The following is a 15,253-nucleotide window of genomic DNA, read 5'->3' as shown; positions in this document are numbered from 1 at the left end:
GTTCGACCGAACCGGACGATCCGTGTTCGAACGAACCGGACGGTCGTCGAACGAACGGGCCGGACGATCATCCCGACGCGGCCGATCATCCTGCGTGTTGCTGCGGATGCCGCGTGACTCCGCGCGACCGGCGCGCTCCTGCGCGTTCCAGCGCTGCTTCTTCGGTGCCGCATCGTCGACATCGGAGCGATAGCCCCGATGTCCCGCGCTCTTGCTCCCGGCGGTGCCGGCGGAAGACTGCCCCGGACGACGCTTGGCATCCTGATAGGCGGTCTTGCTGCCGTAGCGCGGTTCGAAGTTCTGAGCGCGGCCGGCGGCCGGCTTCTTGTTCTTGGGCATGGGGTGACCTTCTGGGTTGTTCTTGCGAGAACAGCCTCCTGAGCGCGCACAACGGCGCTGCCGCAATTGCGGCGTGGAGTAACCCGGACATCCGTCGGCCGGGGGCCATTCAGTGATGGTTCATGCGCGCCGAACGGCGCTCACCATCGGCCCCACAGACTCACAAACCCATCCGCGCACGCGCGGTGTCCAGAGCCGACCACACCACTATACCCGCCAGCTCCGGAGACAGCGCCCATCGAAACCCTGATCAGCGCCCGGTCGATGCCAGACGTGCGGCACCGACGGAGCTCCCGTCACATGTGGTGGTGTCGGCTCAGTTCGTGCGTAAGGCGCGCCGCGAGGCCGGCGCGTCGTCGTCGCCATCTGAGGATGCCGGCGATCCCTCGTCCGCTGTGCCCGGCGTGGAGCGGCCAGCCCGCCGCTCCTTCGCACCCTCGACGAGGTTGTACAGGGTGGGCAGGACGAGCAGCGTCAGCACGGTCGACGAGATCAGTCCCCCGATGACGACGATCGCGAGAGGCTGCGAGATGAATCCGCCGTGACCCGTGATGCCGAGCGCCATCGGCGTGAGCGCGAAGATCGTCGCGAGAGCCGTCATGAGGATCGGCCGCAGACGCCTCGCGCCACCGGCTACCGTCGCATCGTGGGCGCTCAAGCCCTTCTCGCGGTACTGGTTGACGAGGTCGACCAGAACGATCGCGTTGGTCACCACGATGCCGATCAGCATGAGCACGCCGATGAGCGAAGCGACACCCAGCGGCACCCCCGTCGCGATCTGCAGCAGGACCGCACCGGTCGCCGCAAACGGCACCGACACGAGTAGCAGCAGTGGCTGGCGAAGCGACTTGAATGTAGCGACCATCACGATGTAGACGATGAGGATCGCCGCGAGCAAAGCGAGGCCGAGCTGGGCGAAGGCATCCTGCTGCTGCGTGACGACGCCGCCGATCGCTGCGCTCGTGCCCGACGGGAGGTCGACAGCACTCAAACCCTCGTTCACGGCGGCCGATGCGGCCGTGAGGTCGTCGGTGGAGGGAGTGACCGTCACGGTCGCGGTGCGCTGACCCCGCTGACTCGTGATGGAAGTCGGACCCTGGCTCTCCTCGACGGTTGCGACCGAGTCGAGTCGAACGGGACCTGCCGCCGAGGCGATCTGCAGGCCCTTGAGATCCTCGATCGTCGCGGGGATGGACGCCGCTTCGAGGTAGACGGTGACTGAGCTGCCGTCGATCTCGACCGTACCGACCTGGCGCGGCTGCATCGTGTTCGACACGAGCGCGCCGACGGCGACCTCCGAGAGGCCGAGGGCCGCGGCCTTCTCGCGATCGACCGACACGGCGACATAAGGCAGAGACGCCGACAGGTTCGAGGTGACCTGGCCGATCCCGTCCTTGCCGTCGAGCGTCGTGACCACGGCATCCGTCGCGGTCTGAAGACTGGTGGCATCCGGAGCGGTCACATCGATCTCGATGTCGCTCGAGCCGAAGCCGCCCTGACCGGTGATGACGGTGAGCGTGCCGACGTCCGTGAGATCGGCCAGTGCCGTCTGCACATTCTCGCGCACCGCGACCTGGTCCGCGCCGGCGTCGGTCGTGATGGAATAGGTGACTCCTCCGCCGCCGCCCGAGAAGGCATCGCGGAGCGCCGAGCCCGACGATCCGATCGAGGTCTGCACGATCTCGACGCCGTCGACGTCGAGCAGCACCGCCTCGACCTTCTCCGCGGCCGCATTCTCTGCATCCAGGCTGGCGGCCTGAGCCACTTCCTGCGAAACGGAGAACGTGTTCTGGCCGGAATCGCCGAGGAAGTTGGTCTTCATCAACGGTGCCAGAGCGGCCGTGCCGGCCAAGACCACGACGGCCAGCAACAGGGTCACCCACGAGTTCTTGAGCGTCCAGTTCAGCACGGGCAGGTATGCACGCTGGAGCCTCGACGGCGGCGCCGCCGGGTCTTCCGGGTCGATCGCGTTGCCCTCCCCATCGAGGACAGGCTTGCCGGGGCGCAGGAACCAGTACGCGAGCACGGGGACGATCGTCAGAGCAACCAGGAGCGACGCGGTCATCGCGATCGTGACGGTGAGCGCGAACGGGCGGAAGAGCTCACCCGTCACGTCACCCACGAAGGCGATCGGCAGGAACACCGCGACGGTCGTGATGGTCGAAGCCGTGACCGCCGAGGCGACCTCGCGCACCGCGAGCAGGATCGACTGCAGTTTGTCGGCCTCGCCGACGTAGTGCCGTTTTATGTTCTCGATCACGACGATCGAGTCGTCGACAACGCGTCCGATCGCGATCGTCAAGGCGCCGAGGGTGAGGATGTTCAGCGAGTATCCGAAGGCCTGGATACCGATGAAGGTGATCAGCACGCTCGTGGGGATCGAGATCGCCGTGACAAGTGTCGAGCGCACCGACAGCAGGAAGAGCAGGATCACCAGAACCGCGAAGACGAGGCCGAGCAGACCCTCCTGCGCGAGCGCTTCGATGGACTGCTGGATGTAGGGCGCCTGGTCGAAGACGACCGTGAATTTGGCGTCGCTGCCGATCGAGTCCTGCAACTGGGGCAGCAGCGCCGTGACGGCGCTGCTCACGTCGACCGTGTTGGACGAGGGCAGCTTGGTGATCGAGATCGTGAGGGCCGGCTCGCCGTTCACGCGCGAGATCGATGTGACCGGGTCCTGACCCATCTCGACAGCGGCGACGTCGCCGATCGTCACGGTGCCGGCGCCGATCTGCGCCGCAGTGGTGGGAACCAGCGGGATCGCGCCGATCTCTTCGATCGAGGTGATCTTCGTACCGGTCTGCACCGTCAGGGTCTGATCGCCCTCGGTGACGGTTCCGCCCGGGAAGAGCGCACCGTTCTGATCCAGTGCATCCGTGATCGCAGCCTGGGTGAACCCGGCCGCCGCAAGCGCCCCCTGGTCGGGGGTGATCGTCACGCGCTGACCCTGACCGCCGACGATCGAGGCCGCGTTGACGCCCTCGACATCCTCGAGATCGGGAATCACGCTCGTCTCCAGCTGCGCCTGGATGGTCTGCGCGTCGTCGTAGCCGGTGACGGCCAGCGAGATGACGGGCAGGTCGTCGATCGAGAACGAGACGACGTTGGGCTCGACGGTGTCGGGAAGTGTCGACTTGATGCGGTTGATCGCCTGCAGGATCTTCTGCTCGGCCGTCGCGAGATCGGTGCCGTACGTGAAGGATGCTGTGATGATCGACGCATTGGTCGTGCTCGTCGCGGCCGTCGACTCGAGTCCGGGGATGCCGCGGATCGCCGACTCGATCGGAGTCGACACATCGTTGTTGACGACATCCGGCGACGCACCCGGGTAGGTCGACAGGATCGACAGCTGCGGGAACTCCACCGACGGGATGAGCTCCTGCTTCATGTTCGTCAGAGCCAGTCCGCCGAAGACTGCGGCGACGATCGTGATGAGGGCGATGAGTGCGCGGTTCTTCAAGCTCAGGACGGCGAGGTTCGACACGGATGGCCTTTGCTGTGCGGGACGGTGGATACAGAAATGTATCGACTTCATTCTCGCACGCCTGACGAGCGGTTCGGACCGCTCGTCAGCGTGGGAAGAAGCCGCCCAGCATGATCCCGAGCGCCGCCGCGGCGATGGCGAGGACGGCCGTCCCGACCAGGTTGATCCATGCCCAGTCCCGCCGCTTGCTCTGGGCGAGGAGCACGGTCTCGACCGAGACGGTGCTGAACGTGGTGAAGCCGCCGAGGACGCCGACGCCGAGAATCGTCATCCAGGTCGGCGCGACCGCTGCCCCGAGCCCCGTGAGCAGGCCCAGCGCGAAGGAGCCGGCGATGTTCACGATCAGGATGCCGAGGGGGAAGGCATCCTTCCGTCCCCCCATCACGGCGCCATCCGCCAGGTACCGCGCGCCGGCGCCGAGACCGCCGCCGACGATGAGGGCCGCGAACTCGACCGGGTTCACTCGGCCTCCTCCGGAGCTTCGACCTCGGCGGGCACGCCGGCCGAGCGCCGTCCGACGACGAGTCCGAGCGCCGCGAGGATCACTCCGCCGAAAAGGGAGACGAGGATCAGCAGCAGACCGATCACGGGAGCGGCAGTGCCGGTCGTCACCGTCTGCACCGCGAACGCGCTGTAGCTCGTGAACCCACCGATGAGCCCCGTGCCGAAGAACGTCCGCGTGCGAGGATGCCGGTCGTCCAGTCGGCCGACGACCGCCCCCAGCAGGAAGGATCCGGCGAGGTTCATCGCGAGAGTGATACTCGGGACGACGAGCGGGTGCGCACCGGCGGCGACCGGAGCGAGCAGCACCGCGCGCAGCGCGACACCGATCCCGCCACCGCCGATCGCGAGCGCGAGCGACCTCCACGAGAACCATCGCGCTGATGCCATGCCCTCACGCTAGGCCCGGATCACCTCCGCAGCGGGACGCGGATCGCCGTCCCGGCCGAGACCGAGCCTCCCCGCGGGGGAGAAGAAGCCGCCGTTCAGCCCTCCGGCCAGAGTGCGTCGGCGTCGGAGGCCGGCTCTTCGAGCGGCACCACGAGGACCGGGCGCGACTGGCGGTGAGTCAGGCGCGCGGCAACCGACCCGGTGAAGAATTCGCGGATCGATTCGCCGATACCCCGTCGACGGGTGCCGACGACGATGAGCCTCGCGTGCGACCGCTCGGCGAGGTGCGCGATCGCCGTCGCCGGATCCCCGACGAGCTGTGCCATGCTCCAGTCGACGGCAGCGCCGGCGAGCGCGGATTCCGCGGCTTCGCGCACCGCCTCCTCCTGACCCTCACCGGCGATCGCCTCGAGGTCGATCGCCGCGGTGTGCACGTAGCCGTCGGGGTCTTCATAGGAGATGAAGCGCGTGACATCCACGTGGGCGACGATCAGCGGCGCACCGAAGAGGCGCGCGTAGCGGGCGGCCTCGGTGAGCACGCGTTTCGGCTGGTCGGCCAGGGCCCCCACGATCACTGCCCCCTGGGGCACCGCCTGGTCGTCGGACGTGTCGCGCATGGCTTCGGTCATCGTCACACCCTCCATCAGGGACCGGAACCGCGATGGTCCGTAGGCACCGTGTTATCCTGAATGCTACTCTTCCCGGCTTCGGGCCGAACCGTGAGTGCATCGTGAATGCACCGGACCGTGAGCACAGGCAGTGCACACAGTCCGTGACTCAAAAAAGAGGGGGTCTCGCATGGGGCGTGGCCGTCAGAAGGCGAAGCACACCAAGATCGCTCGCGAACTGAAGTACGACACGTACAACGTGAACTACTCCGCGCTCGAGAAGGAACTCGGCCACCACGACGAAGAGCAGTACGTCGACAAGTGGGCCGACCAGTACGCCGGCGATGACGAGGAACTCGAGACAGCCTGAGGCGATCCCGCTCGAGCTCTCGACATCCGCACAACGGGTCAGGACTCCTGTGTGCCCTCGACCCAGGCGAGGTACTCCTCCGAGACCGTGCCGGTGATGTACCTGCCGTCGAAGCAGCTCATGTCGAGGTCCTCGACATCGGGCGAACCCTCCAGGATCGCCGCCTTGAGGTCCTCCACCTCCTGGTACACCAGGTAGTCGGCACCGAGCTCCTCGGCGATCTCGGGAATCGTGCGGTTGTAAGCGACAAGCTCGTGCCGGGACGGCATGTTGATGCCGTACACATGCGGGTAGCGCACGGGCGGTGCGGCGGAGGCGAAGGTGACCGACGCGGCTCCGGCATCCCGAGCCATCTGGATGATCTCCTTCGAGGTCGTCCCCCGCACGATCGAGTCGTCGATGAGCAGCACGTTCTTGCCCTTGAACTCGCTCGACATCGCATTGAGCTTCTGGCGCACGCTCTTCTTGCGCACGGCCTGGCCGGGCATGATGAACGTCCGGCCGACGTAGCGGTTCTTGTAGAAGCCCTCGCGATACTCCAGCCCCAGCTTGCGCGCGACCTGCATCGCGGCGGGGCGGGCTGAGTCGGGGATCGGCATGACGACGTCGATCGATCCCTTGGGGGTGTACTTTGCGATCGTGTCCGCGAGGCGATCGCCCATGCGCAGCCGCGCCTCGTACACCGAGATCCCGTTCATCTCGCTGTCGGGCCGGGCCAGATAGACGTACTCGAACGAGCACGGCACCAGCTGCGGGTTCGCGACGCACTGCCGCGTGTGGAGCGTGCCCGCAAGGTCGATGAACACGGCCTCGCCGGGCTCGACGTCGCGGACGACGTCGAAGCCGGCGTTCTCGAGCACGAGCGATTCCGACGCGACGATCCACTCATAGCGGCCACTCGCTTCCTTTCGCGCGCCGAGTATGAGGGGGCGGATGCCGAAGGGATCGCGAAAGGCCAAGAGGCCGTACCCGGCGATGAGGGCGATCGAGGCATACGAGCCTTCGACGCGCTCGTGCACCCGCTCGACCGCGTGGAACACCTGGTCGGGGTCGAGCTCGGGTCCCGAGATCGCCGCCTGCAGCTCATTGGCCAGGACGTTCACCAGCAGCTCGGTGTCCGAGCTCGTGTTCAGGTGACGCCGATCGGTGTGGAACAGCTCTTCGGTCAGCTCGCGCGTGTTGGTGAGGTTGCCGTTGTGCACCAGCACGATTCCGTAGGGCGCATTGACGTAGAAGGGCTGCGCCTCTTCCTCGCTGGATGCCGTGCCCTTGGTCGCGTACCGCACGTGGCCGAGGCCGATCGTTCCCAGGAGCGCGCGCATATCCCGCGTGCGGAATGCCTCACGGACCTGTCCCTTCGCCTTGAACAGGTGGAAGATCCCCCTGGGCTCCGCAGTCGCGATGCCCGTGGAATCCTGCCCGCGGTGCTGCAGCAGCAGAAGCGCGTCATAGATCTCCTGGTTGACCGGTCCCTGACCGACCATGCCGACGATTCCGCACATATCTCGCGCTCAGTCCGTTTCTGCGTATGCGCCGACCAGGCGCACGGCGCCGCCGTCGACGCCCTTGGCACCCTGCTCGAAGTGCCCGTCGGGCAGAGCCCGGTCACGAACGACGCCGACCTGCCATGTGTCGATTCCGGCGGCCGTGAGGGCGGATGCCGCGGCATCCGCGTGCGTGGGCGAAACGACCGCGAGGAAGCCGATGCCCAGGTTCCACGTGCCCTCGGTCTGCTCGAGCGAGAGCGAGCCGAGATCGGCCAGCACGCGGAAGACGGGTGCGGGCGACCAGGTCGCCCGGTCGATTTCGACCCACGTTCCCCGCGGGAGCACGCGGGCGAGGTTCGCGGCGATGCCGCCGCCCGTGACGTGGCTGAGCGAGTGGACGGCATCCCCCAGCTCATCGATGAGCCGCAGGAGAGGAAGAGTGTACAGACGCGTCGGCTCCAGAAGCTCCTCGCCCCAGGTGCGCGCGAAGTCCGCCGCCTGGTCGCCATAGCCGATGCCGGCGCCGGCGACGATGTGCCGCACGAGCGAGTAGCCGTTCGAGTGCATCCCGCTCGAGGCGAGCGCGAGCACCACATCGTCCGCGCGCACACGGTCCGCACCGAGCAGCTTGCCGGCCTCGACGACACCCGTGGCGGCGCCTGCGACGTCATAGTCGTTGATGCCGAGCAGGCCCGGATGCTCGGCCGTCTCGCCGCCGATGAGCGCGGTGCCGGTCGCGGCGGCGCCGGCGGCGATACCGCGGACGATGTCGGCGATCCGTTCCGGGAACACCCGGCCGCACGCGATGTAGTCGGTCATGAACAGCGGGCGCGCGCCGACCACGACGATGTCATCGACGACCATCCCCACCAGGTCCTGCCCGATCGTGTCGTGCTTGTCGATCGCCTGCGCGATCGCGACCTTGGTCCCGACGCCGTCGGTCGAGGTCGCCAGCAGCGGCCTGTCGTACGAGCGGAGGGCCGTGGCGTCGAAAAGGCCCGCGAAGCCGCCCACTCCTCCCCAGACCTCAGTGCCGTGGGTGCGCCGGACGGCCGACTTCATCAACTCGACGGCGAGGTCTCCCGCCGCAGTATCGACGCCGGCTTCGGAATAGGGGTTCGCGGAGGCCTGTGCCACGCCGCCAGCCTATCGCCCTGACACATGGCGGATATCGCGCGGTCAGCGCTGTTCGATCTCGGCGTCGGTCGAGGAGTCGAGGTGGATCGTGTCGTGCATCACGCGCACCTCGCGGGTGCGGCGCGCCAGCATCCGGTCGGAGATGAGCGCCGCAGTGGCCGAGAGCGCCATCCCGATCGGGATGCAGAAGAGGGAGAGGAACCCGAGCACCTGCGTGCTCGAGTAGACGACGCCGGTCGACGCACTCCGATCGACCGTGCCGTCGAACGCGAAGGTCAGGATGAGCGCGGCCAGGATTCCCACGGCCGCGCCCAGCGCCAGGAACACCCCGTACCGGGGGCTGCGGCGCACTCGCGCCGACTCGATCTGGTGGGAGGCGGGCTCGGTCATCCCCCCATTGTCCCACCACGCCGCGTTCCTACGGCCGAAGAGGTACGAGCCCCGTGAGATCGGCGCGCGTGCCCGATGCGATCACGCGACCCGAGGCCACGGCATCCGCCCACGACTGCATGCCGGTCGCCAGAGCGATCCACGTCTCGGCGTCGGTCTCGACGACGTTCGGCGGAGTCCCCCGGGTGTGCCGCGGGCCCTCAACCACCTGCACCGCACCGAACGGCGGGACGCGTACCTCGACGGAGTTGCCGGGTGCCTTCTCGACCAGCAGCTGCAGGAGGTAGCGGACCGCCGTGGCAAGGCTCGCCCGGTCGGCAGCGGGCGCTTCCGCGACGGCGGCGAGCGCCGCGCGGCCATTCTCGGTCGAAATCGCACGCGCCACGGCTCCACGCTACCGGCGCGCGAACCCATCCGGCCCCCTCAGTAGGCTGAGCGGGTGCGCATCCTCGTCCTCGGTTCCGGTGCTCGCGAGCACGCCATCGTCCTCGCGCTGCGGAGTGAGCGAGCCGGGCATGCTCTGTTCGCCGCTCCCGGCAATGCGGGCATCGGCGAAGACGCGACTCTTGTCCCGGATCTTGACCCCAACAGCCCGGGCGCCGTCACAGAGTATGCCGACGCCGAAGGCATCGACCTCGTGATCATCGGCCCTGAGGCGCCGCTCGTGGCCGGAGTCGCCGACGCACTCCGCGCGCGCGGCATTCCGGCGTTCGGCCCCGGTCGGGCCGCGGCCCAGCTCGAGGGTTCCAAGGCGTTCGCGAAGCGCGTCATGGATGCCGCGGGCGTCCCGACCGGCCGCGCAATGCGCGCGCGGACGCGCGCCGAGGTCGAAGCCGCCCTCGATGAGTACGGCGCCCCACACGTGGTCAAAGCCGATGGCCTCGCCGCGGGCAAGGGTGTGATCGTCACGGACGACCGAGCGGCGGCACTCGCGCACGCCGACGCCTACCTGCCGTTCGGGGAGGTCCTGGTGGAGGAGTTCCTCACCGGACCGGAGGTATCGCTCTTCTTCGTGAGCGACGGCGATACGGTGCGCGCGCTCAGTCCCGCGCAGGACTTCAAACGCGCGTACGACGGCGACGCCGGCCCCAACACGGGCGGCATGGGCGCCTACTCGCCCCTGCCGTGGCTGGCCGACGATTTCGGCGGCGAGGACGCGTTCGTCGCGGAGGTCACCCGCACGGTGGCAGAGCCGGTCATCCGCACCCTCGACGCGCAGGGCACCCCTTTCGTGGGTCTGCTCTACGCGGGCCTCATCCTCACGAGTGCCGGCATCAAGGTCATCGAGTTCAACGCGCGCTTCGGCGATCCGGAGACACAGGTCGTTCTCGCGCGGCTCACCTCGCCGCTCTCGCGCCTGCTCATGTCAGCCGCGAGCGGGCACCTCGAGGACGAGCCCGAGCCGACCTTCTCCACCGACGTGGCCGTCACCGTCGTCCTCGCCGGCGAGGGATACCCCGAGTCCCCCGTCACGGGTCGACCGTTGCACGGGATGGATGCCGCGGCATCCATCCCGGGAGTCCACCTCGCCCACGCCGGGACCGCCCTGCAGGACGGCACTCTGGTCGGCACGGGCGGGCGGGTGCTGAGCGTCGTCGCGACCGGCGAGACCTTCGCGCACGCGCGCGAGCGGGCCTACCGCGCGCTCGCGGAGATCACCCTCGAAGGCTCCCACTACCGCACCGACATCGCCGCCCGCGTCGCCGCGGACTGACGTCATCGATAATGGACGCGTGACGACCACTCCCCCGCTGCCCGGCTGGACGCACGTCTACTCCGGCAAGGTGCGCGACCTCTACCGCCCCGCGGCAGGATCGGAGACCGACGACGGGCGGATGCTGGTGGTCGCCAGCGACCGGGTCAGCGCATTCGATCACGTGCTCTCCCCCGGCATCCCGGGCAAGGGGACACTGCTGACGACCCTCAGCCTGTGGTGGTTCGATCAGCTCGCCGGGGGCGACGGCGGACGCCCGATCCCGAACCATCTCGCGAGCAAGGCCGACGACCCGCAGCTTCGCATTCCGGATGCCGTCGCCGGGCGGGCGATGATCGTCTCCTCGCTCGACATGCTGCCGGTCGAGTGCGTCGTCCGCGGGTATCTCACCGGTTCGGGCTGGGCGGAGTATCGCGCCGCGGGCACGGTCTGCGGCATCCCACTGCCGGAGGGCCTCGGCGACGGCGACCGGCTGCCCGAGCCGATCTTCACCCCCGCGTACAAAGCGCCGATGGGCGAGCACGACGAGAACATCTCGTTCGCGCAGACCGTCGCTCTCGTCGGCGCCGAACGGGCGGCGCAACTCCGCGATGCTTCGCTCGAGATCTATGGCCGCGCCTCGGCGATCGTCGAGGCGAAGGGGCTGATCCTCGCCGACACGAAGTTCGAATTCGGCATCGACGGTGCCGGAATCCTCACTCTCGCCGATGAGGTGCTCACGAGCGATTCCTCACGGTACTGGGATGCCCGGGCGTGGGTCACCGGCGCGACTCCCGCCGAGCGGATGGCGAGCTTCGACAAGCAGATCGTCCGCGATTGGCTGACCGGGGTGTGGGACAAGCGCGGCACCCCGCCCGAGCTGCCGGCCGAAATCGTGGAGCGCACCGCCGCGAAGTACCGCGAACTGCTCGAAAGGCTCACGTCGCGCGCGGGCTGAACCGGCATCCGTCCCGGTGCCGAGCGCGCCGGTTGTTCCCGAGCGCTCCGGTTGCGCGCGGCCCGGGTCCAGCGCGCTCGGCGCGAACCAGCGCGCTCGGCGCGAACCCGCGCCAGCCCCGCGCCGGGGTCACGCGGAAGCGCGCGTCACCAGCTCGATGTCGAGGACCGTCGCGTGCGGGGGTGATCCCCCGGCGAGGATCGACAGCAGGGTGTCGGCCATCCGCATGCCCTGCTCGTGCGACGGCTGGCGCACGGTCGTGAGCTGCGGATGAACACTCGTGGCGACGGGTGAATCATCGAAGCCGACGATCGCGACATCGTCCGGCACGCGGATGCCGGCACGCCCGAGGGTTTCGAGAGCCCCGCGCGCCATGAGATCGCTCGCGATGAAGAGCGCATCGAACTCGACCCCGCTCGCGAGGATCTGCTGCATCGCCGCTGCGCCCCCGCGAGCGGTGAAATCGCCGTCGGCGGTGACCGAGGGCGCCAGCCCGGCGTCGGTCAGCGCCTCCCGGTAGCCGTCGAGGCGATCGGCCGCGGCGGGCATCGTGAGCGGACCGGTGATGGTCGCGATGCGGCGACAGCCCCTGGAGATCAGGTAACGCGTCGCCACACGACCGCCGGCGGCATTGTCGACGTCGACGTAGAAGTCGCTCCGGCGCGCGTGCGCCGGCCGACCTCCGTAGACGACGGGGACGGCCGCGGCGATGCTCTCGATGAAGCGGTCGCTCGTGTGGTGCGAGACGACGATCGCCCCGTCGACCGCGCCGCTGCGGACATAGGCGCTCGTCTTGTCGTGCGGGTCATCGCTCGCGATGAGGAGGTTCAGGACATAGTCCGACCTGCCGAGTCGGGAATGGATGCCCGAGACGACGGCAGCGAAGAACGGGTCGCCGAAGAAGCGCGTCGTGTCTTCCGGCACGACGAGCGCAATGGCCATCGTGGCGCGCGAGGCCAGGGAACGCGCCGCCCGGTTGGGTACGTAGTCGAGTTCGGCGATCGCGCGAGTGACGGCATCCAGCGCCGCCGGCGAAACCGACGCCGATCCGTTGACGACCCTCGAGACGGTCGACCTGGACACACCCGCGGCGGCGGCGACCTCTTCGATCGTCGCGGCGCCGCGCGGAGTGTCCAAAGTCACGGAGAACCACTTCACTGGGGAAGGAACATCGATCGCTCAGGAGGCGATGACCCGACGATACTCCAGTGCCGCCAGCCCGTAGACTGGATCGGACGCGGCCAACGACTGACACTGTGGCCGCAGGCGACCGCCAGGAGGACCCCCATGCCCACCATCGTCGTCGACGTCATGCCCAAGGCCGAGCTGCTCGACCCACAGGGGAAGGCCGTCACCGGCGCGCTGGACCGCCTGGGCATCGCGGGCTTCTCGTCCGTCCGCATCGGCAAGCGCTTCGAACTGACCGTCGAGTCCGCCGACGAGGCCACGCTCGCCACCGTCCGCACCCTTGCCGACGAGATCCTCTCGAACGCGGTCATCGAGGACGTCGTGGGCATCGAGGTCATAGAGTGACCGCCCGCATCGGCGTCATCACTTTTCCCGGCTCGCTCGACGACCGCGACGCACAGCGCGCCATCCGGCTCGCCGGCGCCCAGCCCGTCGCCCTGTGGCACGGCTCGCACGACCTGGACGGCGTCGATGCTCTCGTGCTCCCCGGTGGCTTCAGCTACGGCGACTACCTCCGCGCCGGTGCGATCGCCGCCCTCGCGCCGATCATGACCGACGTGAAGGACGCCGCAGCCGCGGGGATGCCGGTCCTCGGAATCTGCAACGGCTTCCAGATGCTCGTCGAGGCGCACCTGCTGCCGGGCGGTCTGATCCGCAACGCCCACCAGCATTTCATCCGCCGCGACCAGCGGCTGCGCGTCGAGAACGCATCGACCGCGTGGACCTCGCAGTTCGACGTCGGGCAGGAGATCACCATTCCGCTGAAGAATGCGGACGGCGGCTATATCTGCTCGGCCGACACACTCACCCGGATCGAGGGCGAAGGCCTCATCGCGTTCCGATACGTCGGCGTCAACCCGAACGGCTCGCTCGATGACATCGCCGGCCTCACGAACGAGCGCGGCAACGTCGTCGGACTCATGCCGCACCCCGAGCACGCCGTTGAGCCCGGGTTCGGCCCCGACACCGCCGACGCCATGCGCTCGGGCACCGACGGCCTCGCCTTCTTCACCTCCGCGATCGCTGCGCTGGCCGCTGCCGCTGCGTGACCCAGCGGGTGTGCGCGCCCACGCCGGCGCTCGTCCGGGTAGCGTCGGAGAGTGACTTTCACCGTCTCCGTGCCGCACCCCGACCTCGCCCGTGACCTCGAACCACTGCCCGACGGTGTCGAGGTGATCGTCTGGCCGATGGATGCCGCTCCGCCCCGCAGCCGCATCGATCTGGTCGTGCCGCCCTACATCGCACTCAGCAGGGCACTGCCTCTGCTGGCCGAGGTGGACACCCGTCTCGTTCAGGGGCAGGCGATCGGCTACGAGGGTATCGGCGAGCTGCTGCCGGCCGGCCTCACCTTCGCCAATGCGGCGACCGTGCACGAGACGTCGACGGCGGAGCTTGCCGTCGCGCTCACGCTCGCGGTGCAGCGGCGTCTCGATGAGTTCGCGCGCGACGATCGGGCGGCGACATGGGCCCCGGTCTTCGCGGAGAGCCTCGCCGACCGGCGGGTGCTGCTGCTCGGCTACGGCGGCGTGGGCAAGGCCGTCGCCGCTCGACTCGCGCCCTTCGACGTCGAGATCGTGCCGGTGGCGTCACGCGCCCGCGAGGAGGACGGCATCCGGGTGCACGGGATCGACGAACTCGCCGCGCTCCTGCCGACCGTCGACATCGTGATCCTCAGCCTCCCCGGCGGGGACGCGACGCGGCACATCATCGGCGAGGCAGAGCTCGCCGCTCTTCCGGACGGGGCCCTCGTCGTCAACGTCGGTCGCGGGCCGCTCATCGACACGGATGCACTGGTCCGGCACACGAGGGCCGGCCGCATCCGCGCGGGTCTCGACGTCACCGACCCCGAACCGCTGCCCCGGGATCACCCGCTGTGGGGCACACGGGGCGTGCTCATCTCGCCACACGTCGGCGGCGCATCCAGCGCGATGCACCCGCGGATCGCGGCGCTCATCCACCGTCAGATCGCACACCTGCGGGCCGGTGAAGAGCCGGAGAACATCGTCATCCGCACGTGATCGGGTCACCCCGGCCCGTCGACGTCGCGGCCGTGCCACAGGTCGCCGCACTCCACACGGGCGGCACCGTGCTCGCGCAGGTACGCGCTCGCGCCGCGGTCGCCGTGCAGCCCCACCGCCAGTGCCCGCCAGTGACCGCGACCGATGAGCACGGGATGACCGGGAGCCCCGGCGTAGGTCGCCTGCCGCAGCGAGGTGTCGAGATCCGCGGCCGGTTCGATCACCCGACGGCACGCGGATGCCGGAAGCTTGGGCACGTCGACCGGGATCACGAGCGCGGCGGCGGCCGCCGTTCTGCCGGCGGCCGCCAAGGCCGCCCGCACCGACGCGGACAGCCCGTCGGCCCAGTCGCGGGCGACGACGACTGTCGCGGAGGCGGGAACGAGCAGCGCCGCCTCCGCGGCACGCGCACCGAGAGTCACCAAGACCGGGCTGCATCCGGCCTCGGCCAGTGTCTGCGCCGCGCCGACGACCCACGGAAGCCCGGCCCCGTCCCGGGCGAGGGCCTTGGGCCCGCCGAACCGCGTCCCGGCACCGGCGGCCAGGACGATGCCGCAGATGCTCACGGGCGGCTCGGCGGCGCCGGTGCGCACTCCGGCGTCCAAGCGCACTCCGGCGACCGCGGCGCGTCGGACTGCGTTCCCTCCGTCGGCCGCATCGGCGCGGCATCCGCGGTCGGCGGCGCGGCAT

16 protein-coding genes and 1 pseudogene are annotated in these 15,253 nt (G+C 69.1%); 6 read left to right on the top strand and 11 right to left on the bottom strand.

The window, feature by feature from the left end; genetic code table 11:
- The 5 genes and pseudogenes from QZV81_RS01890 to QZV81_RS01870 all read right to left on the bottom strand — a co-directional run.
- Positions 1–339: pseudogene (locus tag QZV81_RS01890) on the bottom strand (ATP-dependent helicase); the annotation flags it as partial.
- A 316-nt stretch (positions 340–655) separates the two neighbouring features.
- Positions 656–3,823: an efflux RND transporter permease subunit gene (locus tag QZV81_RS01885; protein WP_292831633.1), complete on the bottom strand. Its 3,168-nt coding sequence runs from the start codon at positions 3,821–3,823 to the stop codon at positions 656–658.
- A gap of 85 nt (positions 3,824–3,908) precedes the next feature.
- Positions 3,909–4,286, bottom strand: a complete 378-nt coding sequence (gene crcB / locus QZV81_RS01880) for a fluoride efflux transporter CrcB (protein ID WP_292831630.1) — start codon at positions 4,284–4,286, stop codon at positions 3,909–3,911.
- The gene (locus QZV81_RS01875; RefSeq protein ID WP_292831627.1) at positions 4,283–4,714 is read right to left on the bottom strand and encodes a CrcB family protein; all 432 of its coding nucleotides are present in this window, start codon (positions 4,712–4,714) and stop codon (positions 4,283–4,285) included. The genes crcB and QZV81_RS01875 overlap by 4 nt, the downstream gene beginning before the upstream one ends.
- Positions 4,715–4,809: 95 nt before the next feature.
- Positions 4,810–5,343 carry a universal stress protein gene (locus QZV81_RS01870; protein ID WP_292831624.1) on the bottom strand — a complete coding sequence of 178 codons (534 nt, stop codon included), beginning with the start codon at positions 5,341–5,343 and terminating at the stop codon, positions 4,810–4,812.
- A gap of 169 nt (positions 5,344–5,512) precedes the next feature.
- Here QZV81_RS01870 and QZV81_RS01865 point away from each other — a divergent pair, with 169 nt between their 5' ends.
- A complete protein-coding gene (locus QZV81_RS01865; RefSeq protein WP_292831621.1) occupies positions 5,513–5,692 on the top strand; it encodes a DUF3073 family protein in 180 nt (59 codons plus the stop codon).
- A gap of 38 nt (positions 5,693–5,730) precedes the next feature.
- On the opposite strand, the gene purF is transcribed toward QZV81_RS01865, so the two are convergent.
- The 4 genes from purF to QZV81_RS01845 are packed head-to-tail and all read right to left on the bottom strand — an operon-like array spanning position 5,731 to position 9,091.
- On the bottom strand, positions 5,731–7,194 hold the full coding sequence (purF, locus tag QZV81_RS01860) for an amidophosphoribosyltransferase (protein WP_292831618.1): 1,464 nt from the start codon (positions 7,192–7,194) through the stop codon (positions 5,731–5,733).
- A 9-nt stretch (positions 7,195–7,203) separates the two neighbouring features.
- Positions 7,204–8,316, bottom strand: coding sequence for a phosphoribosylformylglycinamidine cyclo-ligase (gene purM / locus QZV81_RS01855; protein WP_292831615.1), 1,113 nt, complete (start codon positions 8,314–8,316; stop codon positions 7,204–7,206).
- Between the two features lie 42 nt (positions 8,317–8,358).
- Complete coding sequence (locus tag QZV81_RS01850; RefSeq protein ID WP_292831612.1) at positions 8,359–8,706, bottom strand: potassium transporter Trk; 348 nt, start codon at positions 8,704–8,706, stop codon at positions 8,359–8,361.
- 28 nt (positions 8,707–8,734) lie between these two features.
- Positions 8,735–9,091: a sterol carrier family protein gene (locus QZV81_RS01845; protein ID WP_292831609.1), complete on the bottom strand. Its 357-nt coding sequence runs from the start codon at positions 9,089–9,091 to the stop codon at positions 8,735–8,737.
- Between the two features lie 54 nt (positions 9,092–9,145).
- Here QZV81_RS01845 and purD point away from each other — a divergent pair, with 54 nt between their 5' ends.
- Both purD and QZV81_RS01835 read left to right on the top strand, forming a co-directional pair.
- The gene (gene purD / locus QZV81_RS01840; RefSeq protein WP_292831606.1) at positions 9,146–10,420 is read left to right on the top strand and encodes a phosphoribosylamine--glycine ligase; all 1,275 of its coding nucleotides are present in this window, start codon (positions 9,146–9,148) and stop codon (positions 10,418–10,420) included.
- 19 nt (positions 10,421–10,439) lie between these two features.
- Entirely contained in the window at positions 10,440–11,357 is a 918-nt protein-coding gene (locus QZV81_RS01835) for a phosphoribosylaminoimidazolesuccinocarboxamide synthase (protein ID WP_292831601.1), read from the top strand.
- 129 nt (positions 11,358–11,486) lie between these two features.
- Here QZV81_RS01835 and QZV81_RS01830 read toward each other — a convergent pair whose 3' ends face one another.
- Complete coding sequence (locus QZV81_RS01830) at positions 11,487–12,500, bottom strand: LacI family DNA-binding transcriptional regulator (RefSeq protein WP_292831598.1); 1,014 nt, start codon at positions 12,498–12,500, stop codon at positions 11,487–11,489.
- A 144-nt stretch (positions 12,501–12,644) separates the two neighbouring features.
- Between QZV81_RS01830 and purS the strand changes: the two genes are divergently transcribed.
- From purS to QZV81_RS01815, 3 genes are read left to right on the top strand one after another with little or no spacing between them, the layout of a single operon-like run.
- Positions 12,645–12,890 carry a phosphoribosylformylglycinamidine synthase subunit PurS gene (purS, locus tag QZV81_RS01825; protein ID WP_292831595.1) on the top strand — a complete coding sequence of 82 codons (246 nt, stop codon included), beginning with the start codon at positions 12,645–12,647 and terminating at the stop codon, positions 12,888–12,890.
- Complete coding sequence (purQ, locus tag QZV81_RS01820; protein WP_292831591.1) at positions 12,887–13,594, top strand: phosphoribosylformylglycinamidine synthase subunit PurQ; 708 nt, start codon at positions 12,887–12,889, stop codon at positions 13,592–13,594. The genes purS and purQ overlap by 4 nt, the downstream gene beginning before the upstream one ends.
- A 51-nt stretch (positions 13,595–13,645) precedes the next feature.
- Positions 13,646–14,563: a 2-hydroxyacid dehydrogenase gene (locus QZV81_RS01815; protein WP_292831588.1), complete on the top strand. Its 918-nt coding sequence runs from the start codon at positions 13,646–13,648 to the stop codon at positions 14,561–14,563.
- Between the two features lie 5 nt (positions 14,564–14,568).
- Here QZV81_RS01815 and QZV81_RS01810 read toward each other — a convergent pair.
- Positions 14,569–15,253, bottom strand: a 685-nt coding sequence (locus QZV81_RS01810) for an NTP transferase domain-containing protein (RefSeq protein WP_363331569.1), incomplete at its 5' end; no start/stop codon positions are given.

The organism is Microbacterium sp., assembly GCF_011620665.1.
Classification (GTDB): domain Bacteria; phylum Actinomycetota; class Actinomycetes; order Actinomycetales; family Microbacteriaceae; genus Microbacterium.
This window is presented reverse-complemented; position numbering and strand designations above follow the sequence as displayed.